13 protein-coding genes are annotated in these 15,713 nt (G+C 71.4%); 6 read left to right on the forward strand and 7 right to left on the reverse strand.

Annotation, left to right across the window (positions count from 1 at the left end; all coding sequences use genetic code 11):
- Positions 1–92 precede the first annotated feature (92 nt).
- Genes AB0J87_RS14535 through AB0J87_RS14545 form a run of 3 tightly spaced genes read left to right on the forward strand, consistent with a single transcriptional unit; the run spans position 93 to position 4,063 of the window.
- Positions 93–1,154: a hypothetical protein gene (locus tag AB0J87_RS14535; RefSeq protein ID WP_363965413.1), complete on the forward strand. Its 1,062-nt coding sequence runs from the start codon at positions 93–95 to the stop codon at positions 1,152–1,154.
- A complete protein-coding gene (locus AB0J87_RS14540) occupies positions 1,151–2,080 on the forward strand; it encodes an acetoacetate decarboxylase family protein (protein WP_363965415.1) in 930 nt (309 codons plus the stop codon). Before AB0J87_RS14535 ends, AB0J87_RS14540 begins: the two co-directional genes overlap by 4 nt.
- A 48-nt stretch (positions 2,081–2,128) precedes the next feature.
- On the forward strand, positions 2,129–4,063 hold the full coding sequence (locus tag AB0J87_RS14545) for a peroxidase family protein (protein WP_363965419.1): 1,935 nt from the start codon (positions 2,129–2,131) through the stop codon (positions 4,061–4,063).
- 17 nt (positions 4,064–4,080) lie between these two features.
- Here the strand turns inward: AB0J87_RS14545 and AB0J87_RS14550 are convergent, their stop codons facing one another.
- The 6 genes from AB0J87_RS14550 to AB0J87_RS14575 form a co-directional block, all read right to left on the reverse strand.
- Complete coding sequence (locus AB0J87_RS14550) at positions 4,081–4,599, reverse strand: N-acetylmuramoyl-L-alanine amidase (protein WP_363965421.1); 519 nt, start codon at positions 4,597–4,599, stop codon at positions 4,081–4,083.
- A 197-nt stretch (positions 4,600–4,796) separates the two neighbouring features.
- Positions 4,797–6,836 (reverse strand): glycosyltransferase family 39 protein, encoded by a 2,040-nt coding sequence (locus AB0J87_RS14555; RefSeq protein ID WP_363965423.1) that lies wholly within the window; start codon positions 6,834–6,836, stop codon positions 4,797–4,799.
- Positions 6,833–8,008, reverse strand: coding sequence for a bifunctional glycosyltransferase family 2/GtrA family protein (locus AB0J87_RS14560; RefSeq protein ID WP_363965425.1), 1,176 nt, complete (start codon positions 8,006–8,008; stop codon positions 6,833–6,835). Before AB0J87_RS14560 ends, AB0J87_RS14555 begins: the two co-directional genes overlap by 4 nt.
- A 24-nt stretch (positions 8,009–8,032) precedes the next feature.
- Positions 8,033–9,406: a HAMP domain-containing sensor histidine kinase gene (locus AB0J87_RS14565; protein WP_355194896.1), complete on the reverse strand. Its 1,374-nt coding sequence runs from the start codon at positions 9,404–9,406 to the stop codon at positions 8,033–8,035.
- A complete protein-coding gene (locus tag AB0J87_RS14570) occupies positions 9,403–10,104 on the reverse strand; it encodes a response regulator transcription factor (RefSeq protein WP_350722270.1) in 702 nt (233 codons plus the stop codon). The genes AB0J87_RS14565 and AB0J87_RS14570 overlap by 4 nt, the downstream gene beginning before the upstream one ends.
- Before the next feature lie 63 nt (positions 10,105–10,167).
- Positions 10,168–11,370: a cytochrome P450 gene (locus AB0J87_RS14575; RefSeq protein ID WP_363965428.1), complete on the reverse strand. Its 1,203-nt coding sequence runs from the start codon at positions 11,368–11,370 to the stop codon at positions 10,168–10,170.
- Positions 11,371–11,456: 86 nt separating this feature from the next.
- Between AB0J87_RS14575 and AB0J87_RS14580 the strand changes: the two genes are divergently transcribed.
- On the forward strand, positions 11,457–12,014 hold the full coding sequence (locus AB0J87_RS14580) for a helix-turn-helix domain-containing protein (RefSeq protein ID WP_363965430.1): 558 nt from the start codon (positions 11,457–11,459) through the stop codon (positions 12,012–12,014).
- A 29-nt stretch (positions 12,015–12,043) separates the two neighbouring features.
- Here AB0J87_RS14580 and AB0J87_RS14585 read toward each other — a convergent pair whose 3' ends face one another.
- Positions 12,044–13,552 carry an NAD(P)/FAD-dependent oxidoreductase gene (locus AB0J87_RS14585; RefSeq protein ID WP_363965432.1) on the reverse strand — a complete coding sequence of 503 codons (1,509 nt, stop codon included), beginning with the start codon at positions 13,550–13,552 and terminating at the stop codon, positions 12,044–12,046.
- Between the two features lie 221 nt (positions 13,553–13,773).
- On the opposite strand from AB0J87_RS14585, the gene AB0J87_RS14590 reads away from it, so the two are divergent.
- Both AB0J87_RS14590 and AB0J87_RS14595 read left to right on the forward strand, forming a co-directional pair.
- Complete coding sequence (locus AB0J87_RS14590) at positions 13,774–14,700, forward strand: pseudouridine-5'-phosphate glycosidase (RefSeq protein WP_363965434.1); 927 nt, start codon at positions 13,774–13,776, stop codon at positions 14,698–14,700.
- On the forward strand, positions 14,685–15,650 hold the full coding sequence (locus tag AB0J87_RS14595) for a PfkB family carbohydrate kinase (RefSeq protein WP_363965436.1): 966 nt from the start codon (positions 14,685–14,687) through the stop codon (positions 15,648–15,650). Before AB0J87_RS14590 ends, AB0J87_RS14595 begins: the two co-directional genes overlap by 16 nt.
- Positions 15,651–15,713: the final 63 nt, after the last annotated feature.

The following is a 15,713-nucleotide window of genomic DNA, read 5'->3' on the forward strand; positions in this document are numbered from 1 at the left end:
GGTGAGCTGAGCACCGGAACCAGGAAGTCCAGGAGTCCAGACCAGGTCTGCCGGCCCGGGGCCGGCAGCGGCCCGAGATCGTGGCGATCGGTATGCATGGACGACCCGCTACACACGAACGCGTCGTACCCTTCACCGCCGGAGACGGCAAGAACCTGCGCCTCGTCAACGTGCGCGGGCACGCCCCGCCGGCCAAGCCCCCGGTCCTCCTCGTGCACGGCGCGGGGGTCCGGTCCAAGGTGTTCCGTGCGCCGGTGCCTGCCAGCGTCGTCGACATGCTCGTCTCGCAGGGCTACGACGTCTGGCTGGAGGACTGGCGGGCCAGCATCGACCTGCCGCCCAACCCGTGGACCCTCGACCAGGCGGCGGGATACGACCACCCGGCCGCGGTGCGCAAGGTCGTCGAGGAGACCGGGGCCGACCGGATCAAGGCGATCATCCACTGCCAGGGCTCGACCTCGTTCATGATGTCCGCGTGCGCGGGCCTGGTGCCCCAGGTCGACACGATCATCACGAACGCGGTGTCCCTGCACCCGGTCGTGCCGCGCTGGTCGCGGGCCAAGCTCCGGTACGCGGTGCCGGTCACGCGCAGGTTCCTGCCCTACCTCGACCCGTCCTGGGGCGACCACCCGCCGCCGGGCGCGGCCGCGCTGATCACCCAGCTGGTCAAGGCCGCCCACGCCGAGTGCGGGAGCACGGTGTGCAAGCTGGTCAGCTTCACGTACGGCAGCGGCTGCCCCGCGTTGTGGCGGCACGAGAACCTCGGCGCGGCCACGCACGACCTCTGGATCCCGCACGAGTTCGGCCCGGTGCCGCTGACCTTCTTCCGGCAGATGGACAAATGCGTACGCAGCGGCCATCTGGTCAGCTACGAGCACATCGACGGCCTGCCGGACGACTACACGGCGCAGGAACCGCGTACCGACGCCCGGATCGTCTTCCTGGCGGGCGAGCTGAACCGCTGCTTCCTCCCGGAGAGCCAGCGCCGGTCCTACGACTTCTTCTCCCGCTTCGCCCCCCACCACTCCTTGCACCTTCTCTGCGGATACAGCCATCTGGACGTGTTCTTCGGCGAGCGCGCCCACCGCGACGTCTTTCCGCTGATCATCGAGGAGCTGGCCGGCACGCCGGCCCGGCACAGGGGGGACCGATGACCTTCACCGCACGACGCCGGCGCCCAGCCGGCAGAGTCGCCGGCCGATTCGCCAACGTGGACGGCATCCCGTTCCGGATGCCGGTGGGGACGCGGAGCAGCCCGGCGTTCATCGCCGCCTACCCGATCGACCCGCGCGGCGCGCGTGAGGCGCTGCCGGAGGAGCTGAGCCCGTACCGGATCCGCGGCGAGGGAGTGCTGCTGATCGCGGTCGTGGACTACCAGGACACCCCGATCGGCACGTACGTGGAGTTCTGCACCGGGATCCTGTGCACGCCGGGCGACCGGCCCGCCCCGCCGCTGCTCCCGCTGCTGTTCCGCTCGGCCTTCGGCACCGGCGTCCACATCGGTGACATGCCGGTGAGCACCGAGATCTCCGTCAAGGGCGGCCGCGGCATCTGGGGCATGCCCAAGCGGCGCGCCTCGCTCGACTTCGTCGCCGACGGGTCCACGGTCAGCAGCCAGTACGACCTCGACGGGCGACTGGTCATGCGCGTGGACGTGCCGCGCCCGCCGCGGGCGTGGCTGCCGATGCGGTTCACCGGCATCGGCTACGCCTCCTTCCGCGGGATGCTCTGGAAGTCGTCCGTCACGCTCTGCGGCCGGATGGGCCTGTCGTGGGGCGGCGGCCCGGAGAGCCGGCTCCTGCTCGGCGACCACGAGCGGGCGGACTGGCTGAAGCGGCTCGATATCCGCGACCGGCCGTTCCTGACCGCCTTCATCCCCTCCGTGCGCGGGGTGCTCCACGACCACGTGGAGAGCTGGTTCCGCACGTCGGCCACGCCGCCCCCGCCGCCCCGGGAGGGCTTGGAGTCCGTGGTCGGACTGGGGCTCGGGCAGGACCGGCTGCCGCCTCCCGACCGCGCGGCGACGGACCGCCTCCTGGGCCTGCCCCGGCCGCGCGAGTATGCGGCGCCGATGCCGTAGCCGACCGCTCACAGAAAACCCGCAGCCGACCGCCCACGGGGAGATCCGATGAAGCACCGACTCCGTATCGCCGCGCGCCTCACCGCCGCCTCCGCCCACGCCACCGCGCCCGCGCCCGAGCGCGCCGAAGCGCCCGAACGCGTCCGGCCGCCCGCCGGGCGGGAACCGCCGGTCGCCGGGGCGGGCTATCGCCGCTCATGGTTCTGGACCGCCTACGACGCGCTGGCCCGGGCGCTCGACCACCGCTTCGGCTGGGACCGGCTGCCCACCCCGCTCGGCCTGGCGGTCCTGGTGGGCATCCGCAACCGGCTGCGCAAACAGAACCTGTACGACACCGGCCGCCTGCCCTCCGTCGGCCCGCCACCCCCCGTCCCGGACCCGAAGGGCCACGACGTACGGCGGACCGCCAACGGCTCGTACAACGACGTGGACCATCCGGCCATGGGCATGGCCGGGACCCGGTTCGGGCGGAACGTCCCGTTGGACCACGCGTACGCCGAGCCTCCCGAGCGGGTCATGACGCCGAACCCGCGCACGATCAGCCGGCGGCTCATGACGCGGACCGAGTTCCAGCCCGCGCGCTCCCTCAACGTCCTGGCCGCGACCTGGCTGCAGTTCATGATCAGGGACTGGTTCAGCCACGGGATCAGCCCGTCGGAGGACCCGTGGACCATCCCGCTGGAGCCGGGCGACGACTGGCCCGAACCCCTGCTGACGATCCCGCGGGTCCCTCCCGACCCGACCCGCCCGCCCGGCTACGAGGGCCCCGCGACCTCGCTGAACACGCTCACCCACTGGTGGGACCTGTCGCTGGTCTACGGCCTGAGCGACGAGGAGCAGCGCGCCCTGCGCACCGGAACCCGGGGGAGGATCCGCCATCGCCCGTCCGGGACCCGGGCGATGGCGGGCGGCAAGGCCGACCCGACCCGCGAACCGGGCTTCTGGCTCGGCCTGGTGATGATGCAGGGGCTGTTCGAGCACGAGCACAACGCCATCTGCGAACGGCTGCACGCCGAGTATCCGGCCTGGGGCGACGACGAGCTGTTCGAGCGCGCCAGGCTGATCAACGCCGCGCTCGTCGCCAAGATCCACACCGTGGAGTGGACACCCGCGGTCATCAGCCACCCCACGGCGGTGACCGGCCTGCGGGCCAACTGGTGGGGCCTGGCCTCCGAGCCGATCAACAAAGCGCTGGGCAGGATCAGCCGGAGCGAGACGATCAGCGGCATCCCGGGTTCGTGCACCGACCACTTCGGGGTGCCGTTCAGCATCACCGAGGAGTTCGCGGCCGTCTACCGGATGCACCCGCTGATCCCCGACGACTACAGCCTGCGCCACCTGCGCGACGACTCCCGGATCCGCGACACCACGCTGCGCGAGCTGTCCGGCCCCGCGGCGCTGCGGGTCGCCTCGGCCATCTCCGCCGCCGACCTGCTGTACTCCTTCGGGACCGAGCACCCGGGCGCGATCGTCCTGCACAACTTCCCGCGCCTGCTGCAGGAGTTCGAACGTCCCGACGGCAAGCTGGTGGACCTGGCGGCCACGGACCTGATCCGCTGCCGGGAGCTGGGCGTGCCCCGCTACAACGAGTTCCGCAGGCTGCTCAACCTGCCGCCGGCGAGCGGGTTCGACACGCTCACGGACGACCCGGCGCTGGCGGAGGAGCTGCGCGAGGTGTACGCGGACCGGCTGGAGGACGTCGACCTGGTCGTGGGCATGTTCGCCGAGAAGCGCCCGGAAGGGTTCGCCTTCAGCGACACGGCCTTCCGGGTCTTCATTCTCATGGCCTCGCGGAGGCTCAACAGCGACAGGTTCTTCACCCCTGACTACGCCGAGCGCGTCTACACGAGGGCAGGGCTGGACTGGATCGCGAACAGCAGCATGGCCTCAGTGATCCTGCGCCACCATCCGGAGCTGCGCCCGGCCCTGCACCGCGTGGGGAACGCGTTCGCGCCGTGGCGCCGGTCCGGCGTCACGGCCTGAGGTGCCGTCCCGCCGCGTCAGGCGAGCCGGTCGTCGTCCGACGGCAGATTGACGCCCGCCGCGGCGGGGACCTGCATGCCGGAATGCACCCAGGCCAGCAGCTTCGTGCCGGGGCAGTCGGTGTCGCCCACATCGCCGTGGCCGCGCTTGTCCAGCGTACGGCCGGCCTTGGCGCAGGCCTCGTCGTACAGGGCCCGGAGCGCCATCTTCACGGCGTCGGTCGGGTTGTTCAGGCCGATGTAGGCGCATCCGATGCCGCGGACGTTGTGATCCGTGGCGTGGGCCCCCTGCACGTCCCAGCCGCGGCCCTCGTACACGGTGCCGTCGTCCCGCACGAGGAAGTTGTAGCCGATGTCGTTCCACCTCCGCTCGTCCATGTGGAAGTCCTGGATCTGCCGCGGCGTCTGCGTCGTCGGTCCCTCGGTGTAGTGGACGACGAACTCCCTGCGCTTCGACCACGGGACCTTGACGACGGCGTCCGGGTCTGCCGGCGGGCGGGCGTTCCAGGCACTGCGCTTGACGATGTTGATCGTCATGGTCTCCCCCTAGTTAAGTGCTCGACTTTTCGCAGGTTAGGCAGCAGCGGAGCGGGAGAGAGAAATGCGACGCGCGGGGATGCCGGGATCGTTGGCCATATTTCATCCTGTCTTGGGCGACTTGAGCCTTGATGGGCAGATGGCCCGAGAATGTGCTGGTTGATGGGTAGGGGCACCGTCAAGGCGCCCCTTTCCCGTTACGCGGCGCAGTCGTAGAGGCCGTCCTGGCCGTCCACGGCCTTGCAGTTCTGCTGGACCCAGGTGGTCACCTCGGTGTTGCCCCGGCCCGGACCGCCGCGGTCGCCGCCCGACAGAACGTAGCGGAGTTGCCCGGAGGAGGTGAGCTCTTTGAGGCGATCCACGGTCATGGCGGCGTCGCTGCCGGTGAAGCCGCCCATGGCGAGCACGGGCCTGCCGGTGGACAGGATGGTCGGCGAGGCCTGCATGGCGCTGTTCACCGCGACCAGCCAGGTGGCCTTGCCCTGGTTCGCCAGGAGGTACTTGACCATGGAGTCGCTCATCCCGCCGCCGGGACCGCCGCCCATGAAGCCCGCCCGGCCGGTCCGCCCCGTCCCGTCGCCCGCGTCCTGCCCGGTGGGCAGCTGGCCGTTGGGTGTCTGGCCGCCGGGGAAGTCGCGGCCGGGGAACTGGCCGCCCGGGAACTGACCGCCCCGGAACTGGCCGCCCGCGCCGCCGCCCATCCGGCCGAAGCCCATCTGCCCCGCGTTCGGGCCGGCGGTCGGGTTCGTCCCGTTCACCTGCGACCCCAGCGGCGTGACGGCGTACGCGGCGGGCCCGGCCAGCCCGGCGACCACCGTGGCCGCCAGCGCGAGGGCGGCGATCCTGATCGTCACCTGCGCCCGTACCCTGGCCAGCACCAGCACCACCACGGCCGCCAAGGTCGCCCCGAGCACGACCCAGGCCAGCCACGGCGCCCAGTCGGGCGTGCGGCGCAGCACCACGAACGACCAGCCGCCCGTCAGCGCCACCGCCAGCGGCAGCGCCCAGGCCCAGGTCCGCGAGCGGCGATACTCCTGCCACATGGCCACCCCGCCCAGTCCGCACAGCGCGGCCACGGCGGGCGCCATCGCGGTCGTGTAGTACGGGTGGAAGGTGCCGCTGGAGAAGCTGAACACGACGTAGTGGACGACCAGCCAGCCGCCCCACACCAGCCACGCCGCCCCGGACGGGCCCTCGATCCGGCGCACCCGCATGACCGCGGCGAACGCCAGCGCCACCACGCAGAACGGCAGCAGCCAGGAGATCTGCCCCGCCAGGATGTCGTTGAACAGCCGCCCGGCCCCGGACTCCCCGCCGAAGCCGCCACCACCACCGCCACCACCGGGTCCGCCGCCGGGGCCGCCGCCCTGGCCGAAGATCCGGCCGAGCCCGTTGTAGCCGATCACCAGGTCCCAGACGGAGTTGTCCGTGGAGCCGCCGACGTACGGGCGCGAGTCGCTGGGCCAGAGGTCGACGATCACCATCCACCAGGCGCTCGACACCAGCATGACCAGGCCGGCCGCCAGCAGGTGCCCCACCCGCCTGAGCCACGGCACGCGGGCGCACAGCAGGTACGCCAGCGCGAAGGCCGGCACCACCAGATACGCCTGGAGCATCTTCGCGTTGAAGGCCAGCCCCACGAAGAGCGCGCACACCAGCAGCGACCGCAGGCGCCCGGTACGCAGCGACTCCAGGCAGAACCAGGCCGCCAGCACGAGCAGCAGCACGAGGATCGTGTCGGGGTTGTTGTCCCGGTTGATCGCCACGGTGATCGGAGTGAGCGTCATGACCACGGCCGCGACCAGGGCCGCCGCGTCGGCGTACGTCCTCCCGGAGCAGGCGCGGCGCACGGCCGAGTAGACGAGGCCGACGGCGGCCACCCCGGCCAGGGCCTGCGGGAGCAGCATGCTCCACGTGCCGTAGCCGAAGATCCGCGCGGACAGCCCCATCACCCACAGCGCCAGCGGCGGCTTGTCCACGGTGATGAACGACCCGGCGTCGAGCGCGCCGAAGAAGAACGCCTTCCAGCTCTGCGTGCCGGACAGGACGGCGGCGGCGTAGTACTCGTTGGCGTTGCCGCTCAGCCCCCACGCGTACAGGACGAACGCGACGGCGAGCACCGCCCACATGGCGGGCCGCGACCAGCGCGGGTCCTCCTCGGCGCCCAGCAGGACGCGTGCGGGCAGGCTGCGGCTCGTGGCGGCCCGGTGCCCGGGCCGCATGGCGGTGGCGGTCATCGTGCCGTCCTCCGCCTGGGGTTGAAGACCCACACGCGCAGCAGCAGGAAGCGGACGAGCGTGGCCGCCGCGTTGGCGATGATGACCGCGACCAGCTCCACCCCGTGCGAGACGCCGGCGGGCAGCAGCGCGAGGCTGCCCGAGGTGAGCGCCAGCCCGACGAAGAACGCGATCAGGCCCTCGAACTGGTGCCGCATCGCCCCGACCGAGCCCTTGACGCCGAACGTGAAACGGCGGTTCGCGGCGGTGTTGGCCACGGCCGTGACCAGCAGCGCGACCGCGTTGGCGGCCAGCGGGGAGACGATCTGCCGCAGCAGCGAGAACAGCGCCAGGTACGCCAGCGTGCTCACCACGCCGACGATCGCGAACCTGGGCAGCTGCTTGGCCATCCCCTTCGGCAGCTCGGCCCGCTGGACCCGGGCCGGCACCGGGATGCGGGCCGCCCCCGACAGCGTCTTACGCGCGACCCTGGCCAGGCCGCGCAGGTCGTCGAGCGCAGTCTGGATGATGTCGACCCGGCTGTCCGGATCGTCCACCCAGTCCACGGGCACCTCGTGGATGCGCAGCCCGTGCCGTTCGGCGAGCAGCAGCAGCTCGGTGTCGAAGAACCACTGCTCGTCCTCGACGCCGGGCAGCAGCGCCTGCGCGATCTCCGTACGGACGGCCTTGAACCCGCACTGCGCGTCCGAGAACCCGGCCCCCATCACCGAGCGCAGCAGCAGGTTGTACGAGCGGGAGATGAACTCGCGCTTCGGCCCCCGCTCGACCCGCGATGCCCTGGCCAGGCGGGTGCCGATGGCCAGGTCGCTGTGGCCGGACAGGAGCGGCGCGACCAGCGGGAGGAACGCGTCGAGGTCGGTGGAGAGGTCCACGTCCATGTAGCTGACGACGTCGGCCTCGCTCTGCGACCAGACCAGCCGCAGCGCCCGGCCGCGGCCCTTCTCGTCGAGGTGCACGGCCCGCACGTGCGGGAGCTCCTGGGAGAGCTCCGTGGCGATCTGCCAGGTGTTGTCGGTGCTGGCGTTGTCGGCGATCGTGATGCGGAAGCCGTAGGGGAAGTTCCCGGTGAGGTACGTCTGCAGCCGGGTGATGCTCTCGCGGAGCGCCCGCTGCTCGTTGTAGACCGGGACGACCACCTCGACCAGGCGCGTCCTTACTGCTGTTATCTCCATGCAGCCAGCTCACGGGTCGGGTCTTTAACGGGACTTATCCGATTCTGAGTTACGCATGAGAGTTCCGGGAAGGTCCATTGTCGCGATCGCTCCACCACCGGGCGCGTTCGCCAGACGTACCTCTCCCCCGGCCTCCGCGACGGCCTGCGCCACGATCGCCAGGCCCAGCCCGGATCCGGGCAGGCCACGGGCGGACGGGGAGCGCCAGAAGCGCTCGAAGACGTGCGGCAGCTCCTCCTCCGGCAGCCCTGGGCCGTGGTCCCGCACGGACAGCCGGCCGTGCGACAAGGACACCTCGACCTGGCCGCCGGGACTGAACTTTGCGGCGTTGTCGATGAGGTTGAGCACGGCGCGTTCGAGGGAGGTGGCGCTGCCGACGACGTACCAGGGCCTGAGGTCGCTGACCACCTCGGCGCCGCGCAGCCTGGCCCGCTCGACGGCCGCCGTCACGACCTCGTGGAAGGGCAGCTCGACGTGCGGCTCGTGCTCGGTGTCGCCCCTGGCCAGCTGGAGGAGGTCGGCGACGAGCGTGGACAGCTCGGCGAACTGGGCCTTGACGTTGGTGAGCAGGCGTTTCTTGGCCTCGGGGTCGAGGCTGCGGCCCGTCTGCTCGCTGCGGAGGAGGAGGTCGATGTTGGTGCGCAGGGTGGTCAGGGGGGTGCGCAGCTCGTGGCCGGCGTCGGCGACGAGCTGCTTCTGACGCTCGCGGGAGCCGGCCAGGGCGGTGGTCATGGCGTTGAAGGAGGATGAGAGGCGGGCGATCTCGTCGTTGCCTTCGACGGGGATGTGAGTGTCGAGGTCCTCGGTCTGCGCGATGTGCTCGACCGCTTTGGTCAGGCGACCCACGGGACGCAACGCGGCCCGGGCGATGAGCAAGCCGGCGGTCGCCGCGGCCAGCACGCCCAGCGCGGCCACCGCGCCAAGAAGCAACGCCACCATCTTCAGCGTGTTGCGCAGCTGACCGAGTGGGACGGCATCCATCACAGCCATGCCCGGCCCCACGTTCTCGGTGAGGATGCGCATCTCCGTGCCGTCGTCGGTAACCCCGTTGTGCCAGTGCTTCGCCCCCGGGCTGGCGGCCACCCCTTTGTCCTCCTCGGTGACCACGAGAGCGGCGCTCGTGTAGCACGGAGGACGGTCGTCGGCGAAGATGAGCTGGGTGGTGCCCGGCGGGCCGTAATGGTCCTGGGGGTTCGGGACCGGGCCGCACTCGCGCTGGAGCCACTCCAGCTGCCCGCGTGGACTCTTGCCAGGCGGGTTGCCGAGCTGCCGGTCCACCTGCTCGTACAGCTGGTGCCGGACGATCATGAAGCACGCACCCGCGCTGACCGCCACCGCCAGGGCGACGGCGACCGCGACCAGGAGTGTGAGGCGGGTGCGGAGGCTGCGCCAGATCACGGCGTGGCCCGTAGGACGTACCCCACCCCGCGCACCGTGTGGATCACGCGGGGCTGCCCCCCGGCCTCGGTCTTGCGCCGCAGGTACATGACGTACACGTCGAGCGAGTTGGACGTCGGCTCGAAGTCGAACCCCCACACCTCGCTGAGGATCTGGTCCCTCGTGAGCACCTGACGCGGGTGCGCCAGGAACAGCTCCATCAGCAGGTACTCGGTCCGCGTCAGGTCCAGCCGGCGGTCGGCGCGCGTGACCTCCCTGGTCGCCAGGTCCATGCGCAGGTCGCCGTACGTGAGCGTGTCGGCGCCCTCGGCGGGGCTCGAGCTCAGCGCGCCCCGCCGCAGCAGCGCGCGGACGCGGGCCAGCAGCTCGTCCAGCTCGAACGGCTTGACGAGGTAGTCGTCGGCCCCCGCGTCGAGCCCCGAGACCCGGTCGCCCACCGCGTCGCGGGCGGTGAGCATGAGGACCGGGATGTGGTTGCCCGAGGCGCGCAGGCGCCGGCACGCGGTCAGCCCGTCGAGCCGGGGCATCATGACGTCGAGCAGCACGGCGTCGTAGGTGTCGGCCGCGACCGCGTCCAGCGCCGCCTGCCCGTCGTTGGCCGTGACGACCTTGTAGCCCTCGAACTCCAGGCTCGACTGCAGCGCCTCGCGCAACGCGGGCTCGTCGTCCACCACCAGCAACCGTGCGGGCTCACTCATGCGACAAACGCTAGAGGCTCATCATGAAAACCTGATAAACGCCATCATGCGCGTTCCATGAGATCACCACGCCACAGGCATCGCCTTGAGCCCGAAGATGGGTCCGTCGCTCTTGATCGGCAGCTCCTCGTCCGGCACGGTGACCCGCAGGCCGGGGATGCGCTCGAACAGCGTGCGCAGCGCGATCTCCATCTCGGCCCTGGCCAGGTTCTGGCCGAGGCACTGGTGGACACCGTACCCGAACGCCACGTGGTGGCGGGCCCCGCGCTCGACGTCGAACTCGTCCGGCCGCTCGAACGCCCGCTCGTCCCTGTTGGCGGAGGCGCCGAGCACGAAGATGCCCTCGCCCTCCCTGACGAGCTGTCCGTCGATCTCCTGGTCCTCGACGGCCACCCGGTCGAACGCCACCCAGTCCACGATCGAGTGGTAGCGCAGCAGCTCGTCCACCGCCATGGGCCACTTGTCCGGGTTCTCGCGCAGCGCGGCGAGCTGGGCGGGGTGGCGCAGGAGGGTGAGGGCGGAGAGCGGGATCATGTTCGCGGTGGTCTCGTGGCCCGCGACGAGCAGCAGGAAGGTCACGCCCACGAGCTCGGCATGGGTGAGCTGACCGCTCTCGATCAGCCGCCCGAGCAGGTCGTCCTTGGGCTGCCGCTCCGCCTTGGCGACCAGGGTGTCGAGGTAGTCCCTGAGCGCCATGATCGCGGCGAAGCTCGCGTCGGGGCCGTCGGCGCTGGAGAGCATCTCGCGGGTGCGCGACTGGAAGAACTCGCGGTCGTCGACGGGGACGCCGAGCAGCTGGCAGATGACCAGCGACGGCAGCGCCAGCCCGAACGCCTCCACCAGCTCCGCCTCGTCGCCCTTGGCCAGCATGTCGTCGATGAGCTCGTCCACGGTGCGCTGGATGCCGGGCCGCAGCTCCTTGACGCGCCTGACGGTGAACTCGGGGATGAGCAGCCGCCGGAACCGGCCGTGCTCGGGCGGGTCGAGGTCGATGAAGTGTCCGATCGCGAACTCCTTCGCCGCGGCCCGCTCCTCGGGGGTGGGCGGCTCCGGTCTGAACGCCCAGTTGGGGTGACCGGGGGTCGCCGGGTTGGTGCTGATGCCCGTGCCCGACAGGACCTGTTTGGCCGCGGCGTGCCGGGTGACGAGCCAGACGTCCCCGCCGGGGAGCGAGGCCCGTACGAGGGGGGCCTGCTCGCGCATCCGCTCGTACTCGGGCGGGGGCGCGAACGGGCAGGTGCGCTGGACAGGGAAGGTTTCGGCCATAGTCTGCTCCCGTACAAGCCGGATCGCATTGCTTACTTACGCGAAAGTAAGCAATCGCGGGCCGGTCGTCAAGTGATGGGAGCGGGATGGCAGGGCGGCGGACGGACACCAGGGACCGGATCCGACAGGTGGCGCTGGAGCTGTTCGCCGAGCAGGGGTACGAACAGACCACGCTGCAGGAGGTGGCCGAGCGGCTGCAGATCACCCGGCCGGCGCTCTACTACCACTTCAGCACCAAAGAGGCGATCCTGGAGAGCGTCGGGGAGCGGCTGGCCGAGTCGATCGACGAGCTGGTGGAGTGGGGGCACGCGCAGCCCAGGACCCCCGAATCGAGGCGGGAGATCCTGCGGCGGATCGGCGAGCTGCTGGAGGGGCAGTGGCGTCCTCTGTTCAAGTTCGCGCAGGTCAACCAGGGTGTGATGCAGGGCCTGCCGGCCGGTGAGCGGATGCAGGCCGGGATCGTCAAGATGGTGTCCCTGCTGGAGGATCCGGAGTCCGGCCCGGTGCGGAAGTTCGAGGCCCGGCTGGCGGTGTTCGCGGTGATCCTGGGCAGCGTGCCGTTCCTCTTCGACCTGGACGTGCCGGAGGCGGAGCGGTCGGCCGTGGCCATGGAGGTGGCCACGAGGCTGATCTCGGAGGATTAGCCCAGGAGGCCGGCCCAAGCGGCAGGGGGTCAGCGCTTCAGTACCGACATGGCCGCGTTGTGGCCGGCGATGCCGCTCACGCCGCCGCCCCTGCGGGCGCCGGCGCCGCACATCAGGATGCGCTCGTGCTCGGTCTCCACGCCCCACCGCTCGCCTTCTTCCGCGTACGGCCAGCTCAGGTCGGTGTGGAAGATGTGGCCGCCGGGCAGCCCGGCCTCGTTCTCAAGGTCGACCGGGGTCTTGGCCTCGGCGCACAGGGTGCCGTCGGGGGCCCTGAGCAGGCATTCCTCGATGGGCTCGGCGAGGACGGAGTTGATGGAGGCGAAGGTGGCGTCCAGGGCGGCCTTTCTCGCTTTATCCGGATTTTTCCGGAAAAGGCGGGCGGGCATGTGGAGGCCGAACAGCGTCATCGTCTCGGCCCTGCCCCTCAGCCCCGGCCCGAGGATGGACGGGTCGGTCAGCGAATGGCAGTAGACCTCGGCCGGCGGCAGCTCCGGGATCTCCCCGCGCGCCGCCTGCCCGTAGGCCGCGGCGAGCTGGTCGCGGCTCTCGTTGATGTGGAACGTGCCGCTGAAGGCCGCCCGCGGGTCCACGGACGCGTCCTTCAGCCGGGGCAGCCTCGTCAGCACCATGTTGACCTTCAGCTGCGCGCCCTCCGGCACCTCCCCGGGCCTGCCCAGCACCCGGTCGAGCACGGCCGGCGGCAGGTTGACCAGCACGTGGCCGCCGTTCACCGTGTGCTCGCCACCCTCGTCCGCGAACGTGACCTCGCCGGACGGCGAGATCCCGACGATCTCGGCCCCGGTCCTGATCTCGGCGCCCGCCCGCCTGGCGGCCGCCTCGAGCGCCCCCGAGACGGCGCCCATGCCGCCGACGGGGACGTTCCACTCGCCGGTGCCGTCGCCGATCACGTGGTAGAGGAAGCACCGGTTGGCGAGCAGGTCGGTGGCGGGGTCGGCGAACGTGCCGATGAGCGCGTCGGTCAGCACCACGCCGCGCACGGTGTCGTCCCCGAACCGCTCCTCCACGGTCCGCCCGATCGGCCGCCGGAACAGGTCCCGCCACGCCTCGGGGCCGACGAGCCGTTCGACCTCGGCGGCGGACGGGAGGGGTTCGAGCAGCGTGGGCGCCAGCGCCTGCGCCACGCGCGCGGTCATGGCGTAGAAGTCCCGCCACGCCTCGTGGTCGGCCTCGCCGCCGGTGACGCCCCTGAACGAGGCCGCCGTGGCCGCCGCGTCCTCGTTGTCGACGAGCAGGCCGGTGTCGCCCTTGGGCGTGTACGAGGCGTAGCGGCGGCGGCGCAGCTCCAGGTCCAGCCCCAGGTCACGGACGATCGCGGAGGGCAGGAGGCTGACGAGGTAGGAGTAGCGCGACAGCCGTACGTCGACGCCGGGGAAAGCCCGCGTGGAGATCGCCAGGCCGCCCACGTGGTCGTGGCGTTCCAGGACGAGCACGCTGCGTCCCGCTCCGGCCAGGTAGGCGGCCGCCACCAGCCCGTTGTGCCCGCCTCCGGCCACGATCACGTCATACGACCCCATCACCGCACCATACGACCCCACCCACACCATCCGTCAACGCTCACTCTCGGACATTTCTCCCGATCCGCGGGGTCACTGGCGGGCGCCGCACCCCCTGTGTGATCCTCAGGTGGACCGCCACCTGATCAGCCCTGCAAGCTGCTGAGCTCCACGCAAAATCCCGTAAAATACGCTTTTCGCCCTAGTAGGCCAGGACCCACCCAAGGAGCACGAAACTCACCATGCGCAGCACCCCCGACTCCGTTCTGCAGCCGTCCGACGAGGTCGCCGAGGCCCTGGCGAGTGGCGCGCCCGTCGTCGCCCTGGAGTCCACGATCATCTCCCACGGGCTGCCGCAGCCGCGCAACCTGGAGGTGGCGCGCGAGCTGGAGGGGATCGTACGGGCGGCCGGCGCCGTCCCGGCCACGATCGCCGTGCTGGACGGCGTGCCCCGCATCGGCCTCAACGAGGTGGAGCTGGAGCGGATCGCGACCGAGTCCGGCCTGCGCAAGCTGGGACAGCGGGACCTGCCCGTGGCGGCGGCGCTGAAGGCCAGCGGCGCCACCACCGTGTCGGCCACGTCGTTCCTCGCCGCCCGCGCCGGCATCCGCGTCTTCGCCACCGGCGGACTCGGCGGCGTGCACCGCGGCTGGACCGAGGACCAGGACGAGTCCGCCGACCTCGACACGCTGGCCCGCACCCGCATCACCGTCGTCTGCGCCGGCGTCAAGTCGATCCTCGACGTGCCCGCGACGCTGCAGCGCCTGGAGACGCGCGGCGTGACCGTTGCGGGCTACCGTACGGACACCTTCCCCGGCTTCTACCTGCACTCCTCCGGCCAGCCGATCGAATGGCGGATCGAGTCGCCCGCCGACGCGGCGGAGATCATGCGGGGCCAGGACGCGCTCGGCGGCCAGGAGACGGCGCTGATCGTCGCCAACCCCGTCCCCGTGGGCCAGCAGCTCGACCCCGAGCTCCATGACCGCGTGCTGGCCGAGGCGCTGGCCGCCGCCGAGCGGCAGGGCGTCAAGGGGCAGGCGATCACGCCGTTCCTGCTCGGCTACCTGGTGGACGGAACCGGCGGGGCCTCCCTGGAGGCCAACCTGGCCGCCGTGCGCGGCAACGTCGCCCTGGCCTCGCAGATCGCCCGGTCATGGGCGCGCCCGTGACGGACAGGGTGACGGACGGAGTGACGGGCAGGGCCCTGCTCGTCATCGGCGACGTGGTCACCGATGTGGTGGCGTTGCATGGTTCGCCGGTCAGGTCGGGCACCGACACGGCGGCCGACATCGTCCTGCGCCCCGGCGGCTCCGGCGCGAACACCGCCGCCTGGGCCGCCCGCCTCGGCGCGGACGTGCGCCTGCTGGCCAGGCTCGGCTACGACAGCAGCGAGTGGCACACCACCGAGCTGGCCAAGACGGGGGTCCGGCCGCACGTCTCGGTCGATCCCGACCGCCCCACCGCCGTCGTGATCGCGATGGTGGACCGGAGCGGCGAGCGTACGATGCTCACCAACCGCGGCGCGGGCGGCCTGATCTCCGAGGCCGACTGGGACCCGGCCCTGCTCGACGGCGTCGCCCGGCTCCACCTGTCGGGCTACCTGCTGTTCGCGGAGGGCGGGCTGCGGCTGGCCAGGCTGGCGATGGCCGAGGCCGCCGCCGCCGGGATCGCGATCAGCGTCGACCCGGCCTCCACCGGCCCGCTGCGCGACTTCGGGGTCGAACGTTTCATCCGCGAATCCGCCCCCGCCGGCCTGATCCTCCCGAATCTTGATGAGGCCCTCTTGCTGAGTGGAGCCACGACGGCGGAGCGCGCCGCCGTACTCTTGAGTGAGACATACGGCACAGCGATCGTGAAGCTGGGAGCACGGGGCGCGCTGGCCGCCGTGGACGGCGAGGTCGTCGCGGCGGCGGCAGGTGTGTCCACCGAGGTCGTGGACTCGACGGGAGCGGGTGACGCGTTCGCCGCCGGGTACCTCACCGGGGTTCTGCAGGGTGTCGGCGAGGAGGCGGCTTTGGAGGCGGGTTGCCGTGCTGGTGCCGCATGTGTGGCCCAGGTGGGCGGTCGGCCACGGTACGGTTTGGATCTGAACCGTCTTTACCCTATTCACACTGATTGATAGCTTGCCGCGTAAGCTACACCATTAGCCACACGCGTTTCGGTCAGCACCACGCGGCTCACT

This window comes from Nonomuraea sp. NPDC049625, from assembly GCF_040675285.1.
In the GTDB taxonomy this organism is placed as follows: Bacteria; Actinomycetota; Actinomycetes; order Streptosporangiales; family Streptosporangiaceae; genus Nonomuraea; species Nonomuraea angiospora_A.

Excerpts from the sequence above, each read along its gene's own strand:
- AB0J87_RS14585 (WP_363965432.1), bottom strand. The coding sequence starts at position 13,552 with ATGGGGTCGTATGACGTGATCGTGGCCGGAGGCGGGCACAACGGGCTG.
- AB0J87_RS14545 (WP_363965419.1), top strand. The coding sequence starts at position 2,129 with ATGAAGCACCGACTCCGTATCGCCGCGCGCCTCACCGCCGCCTCCGCC.
- AB0J87_RS14550 (WP_363965421.1), bottom strand. The coding sequence starts at position 4,599 with ATGACGATCAACATCGTCAAGCGCAGTGCCTGGAACGCCCGCCCGCCG.
- AB0J87_RS14570 (WP_350722270.1), bottom strand. The coding sequence starts at position 10,104 with ATGAGTGAGCCCGCACGGTTGCTGGTGGTGGACGACGAGCCCGCGTTG.
- AB0J87_RS14580 (WP_363965430.1), top strand. The coding sequence starts at position 11,457 with ATGGCAGGGCGGCGGACGGACACCAGGGACCGGATCCGACAGGTGGCG.
- AB0J87_RS14560 (WP_363965425.1), bottom strand. The coding sequence starts at position 8,008 with ATGGAGATAACAGCAGTAAGGACGCGCCTGGTCGAGGTGGTCGTCCCG.
- AB0J87_RS14535 (WP_363965413.1), top strand. The coding sequence starts at position 93 with ATGCATGGACGACCCGCTACACACGAACGCGTCGTACCCTTCACCGCC.
- AB0J87_RS14590 (WP_363965434.1), top strand. The coding sequence starts at position 13,774 with ATGCGCAGCACCCCCGACTCCGTTCTGCAGCCGTCCGACGAGGTCGCC.
- AB0J87_RS14595 (WP_363965436.1), top strand. The coding sequence starts at position 14,685 with ATGGGCGCGCCCGTGACGGACAGGGTGACGGACGGAGTGACGGGCAGG.
- AB0J87_RS14555 (WP_363965423.1), bottom strand. The coding sequence starts at position 6,836 with ATGACCGCCACCGCCATGCGGCCCGGGCACCGGGCCGCCACGAGCCGC.
- AB0J87_RS14575 (WP_363965428.1), bottom strand. The coding sequence starts at position 11,370 with ATGGCCGAAACCTTCCCTGTCCAGCGCACCTGCCCGTTCGCGCCCCCG.
- AB0J87_RS14540 (WP_363965415.1), top strand. The coding sequence starts at position 1,151 with ATGACCTTCACCGCACGACGCCGGCGCCCAGCCGGCAGAGTCGCCGGC.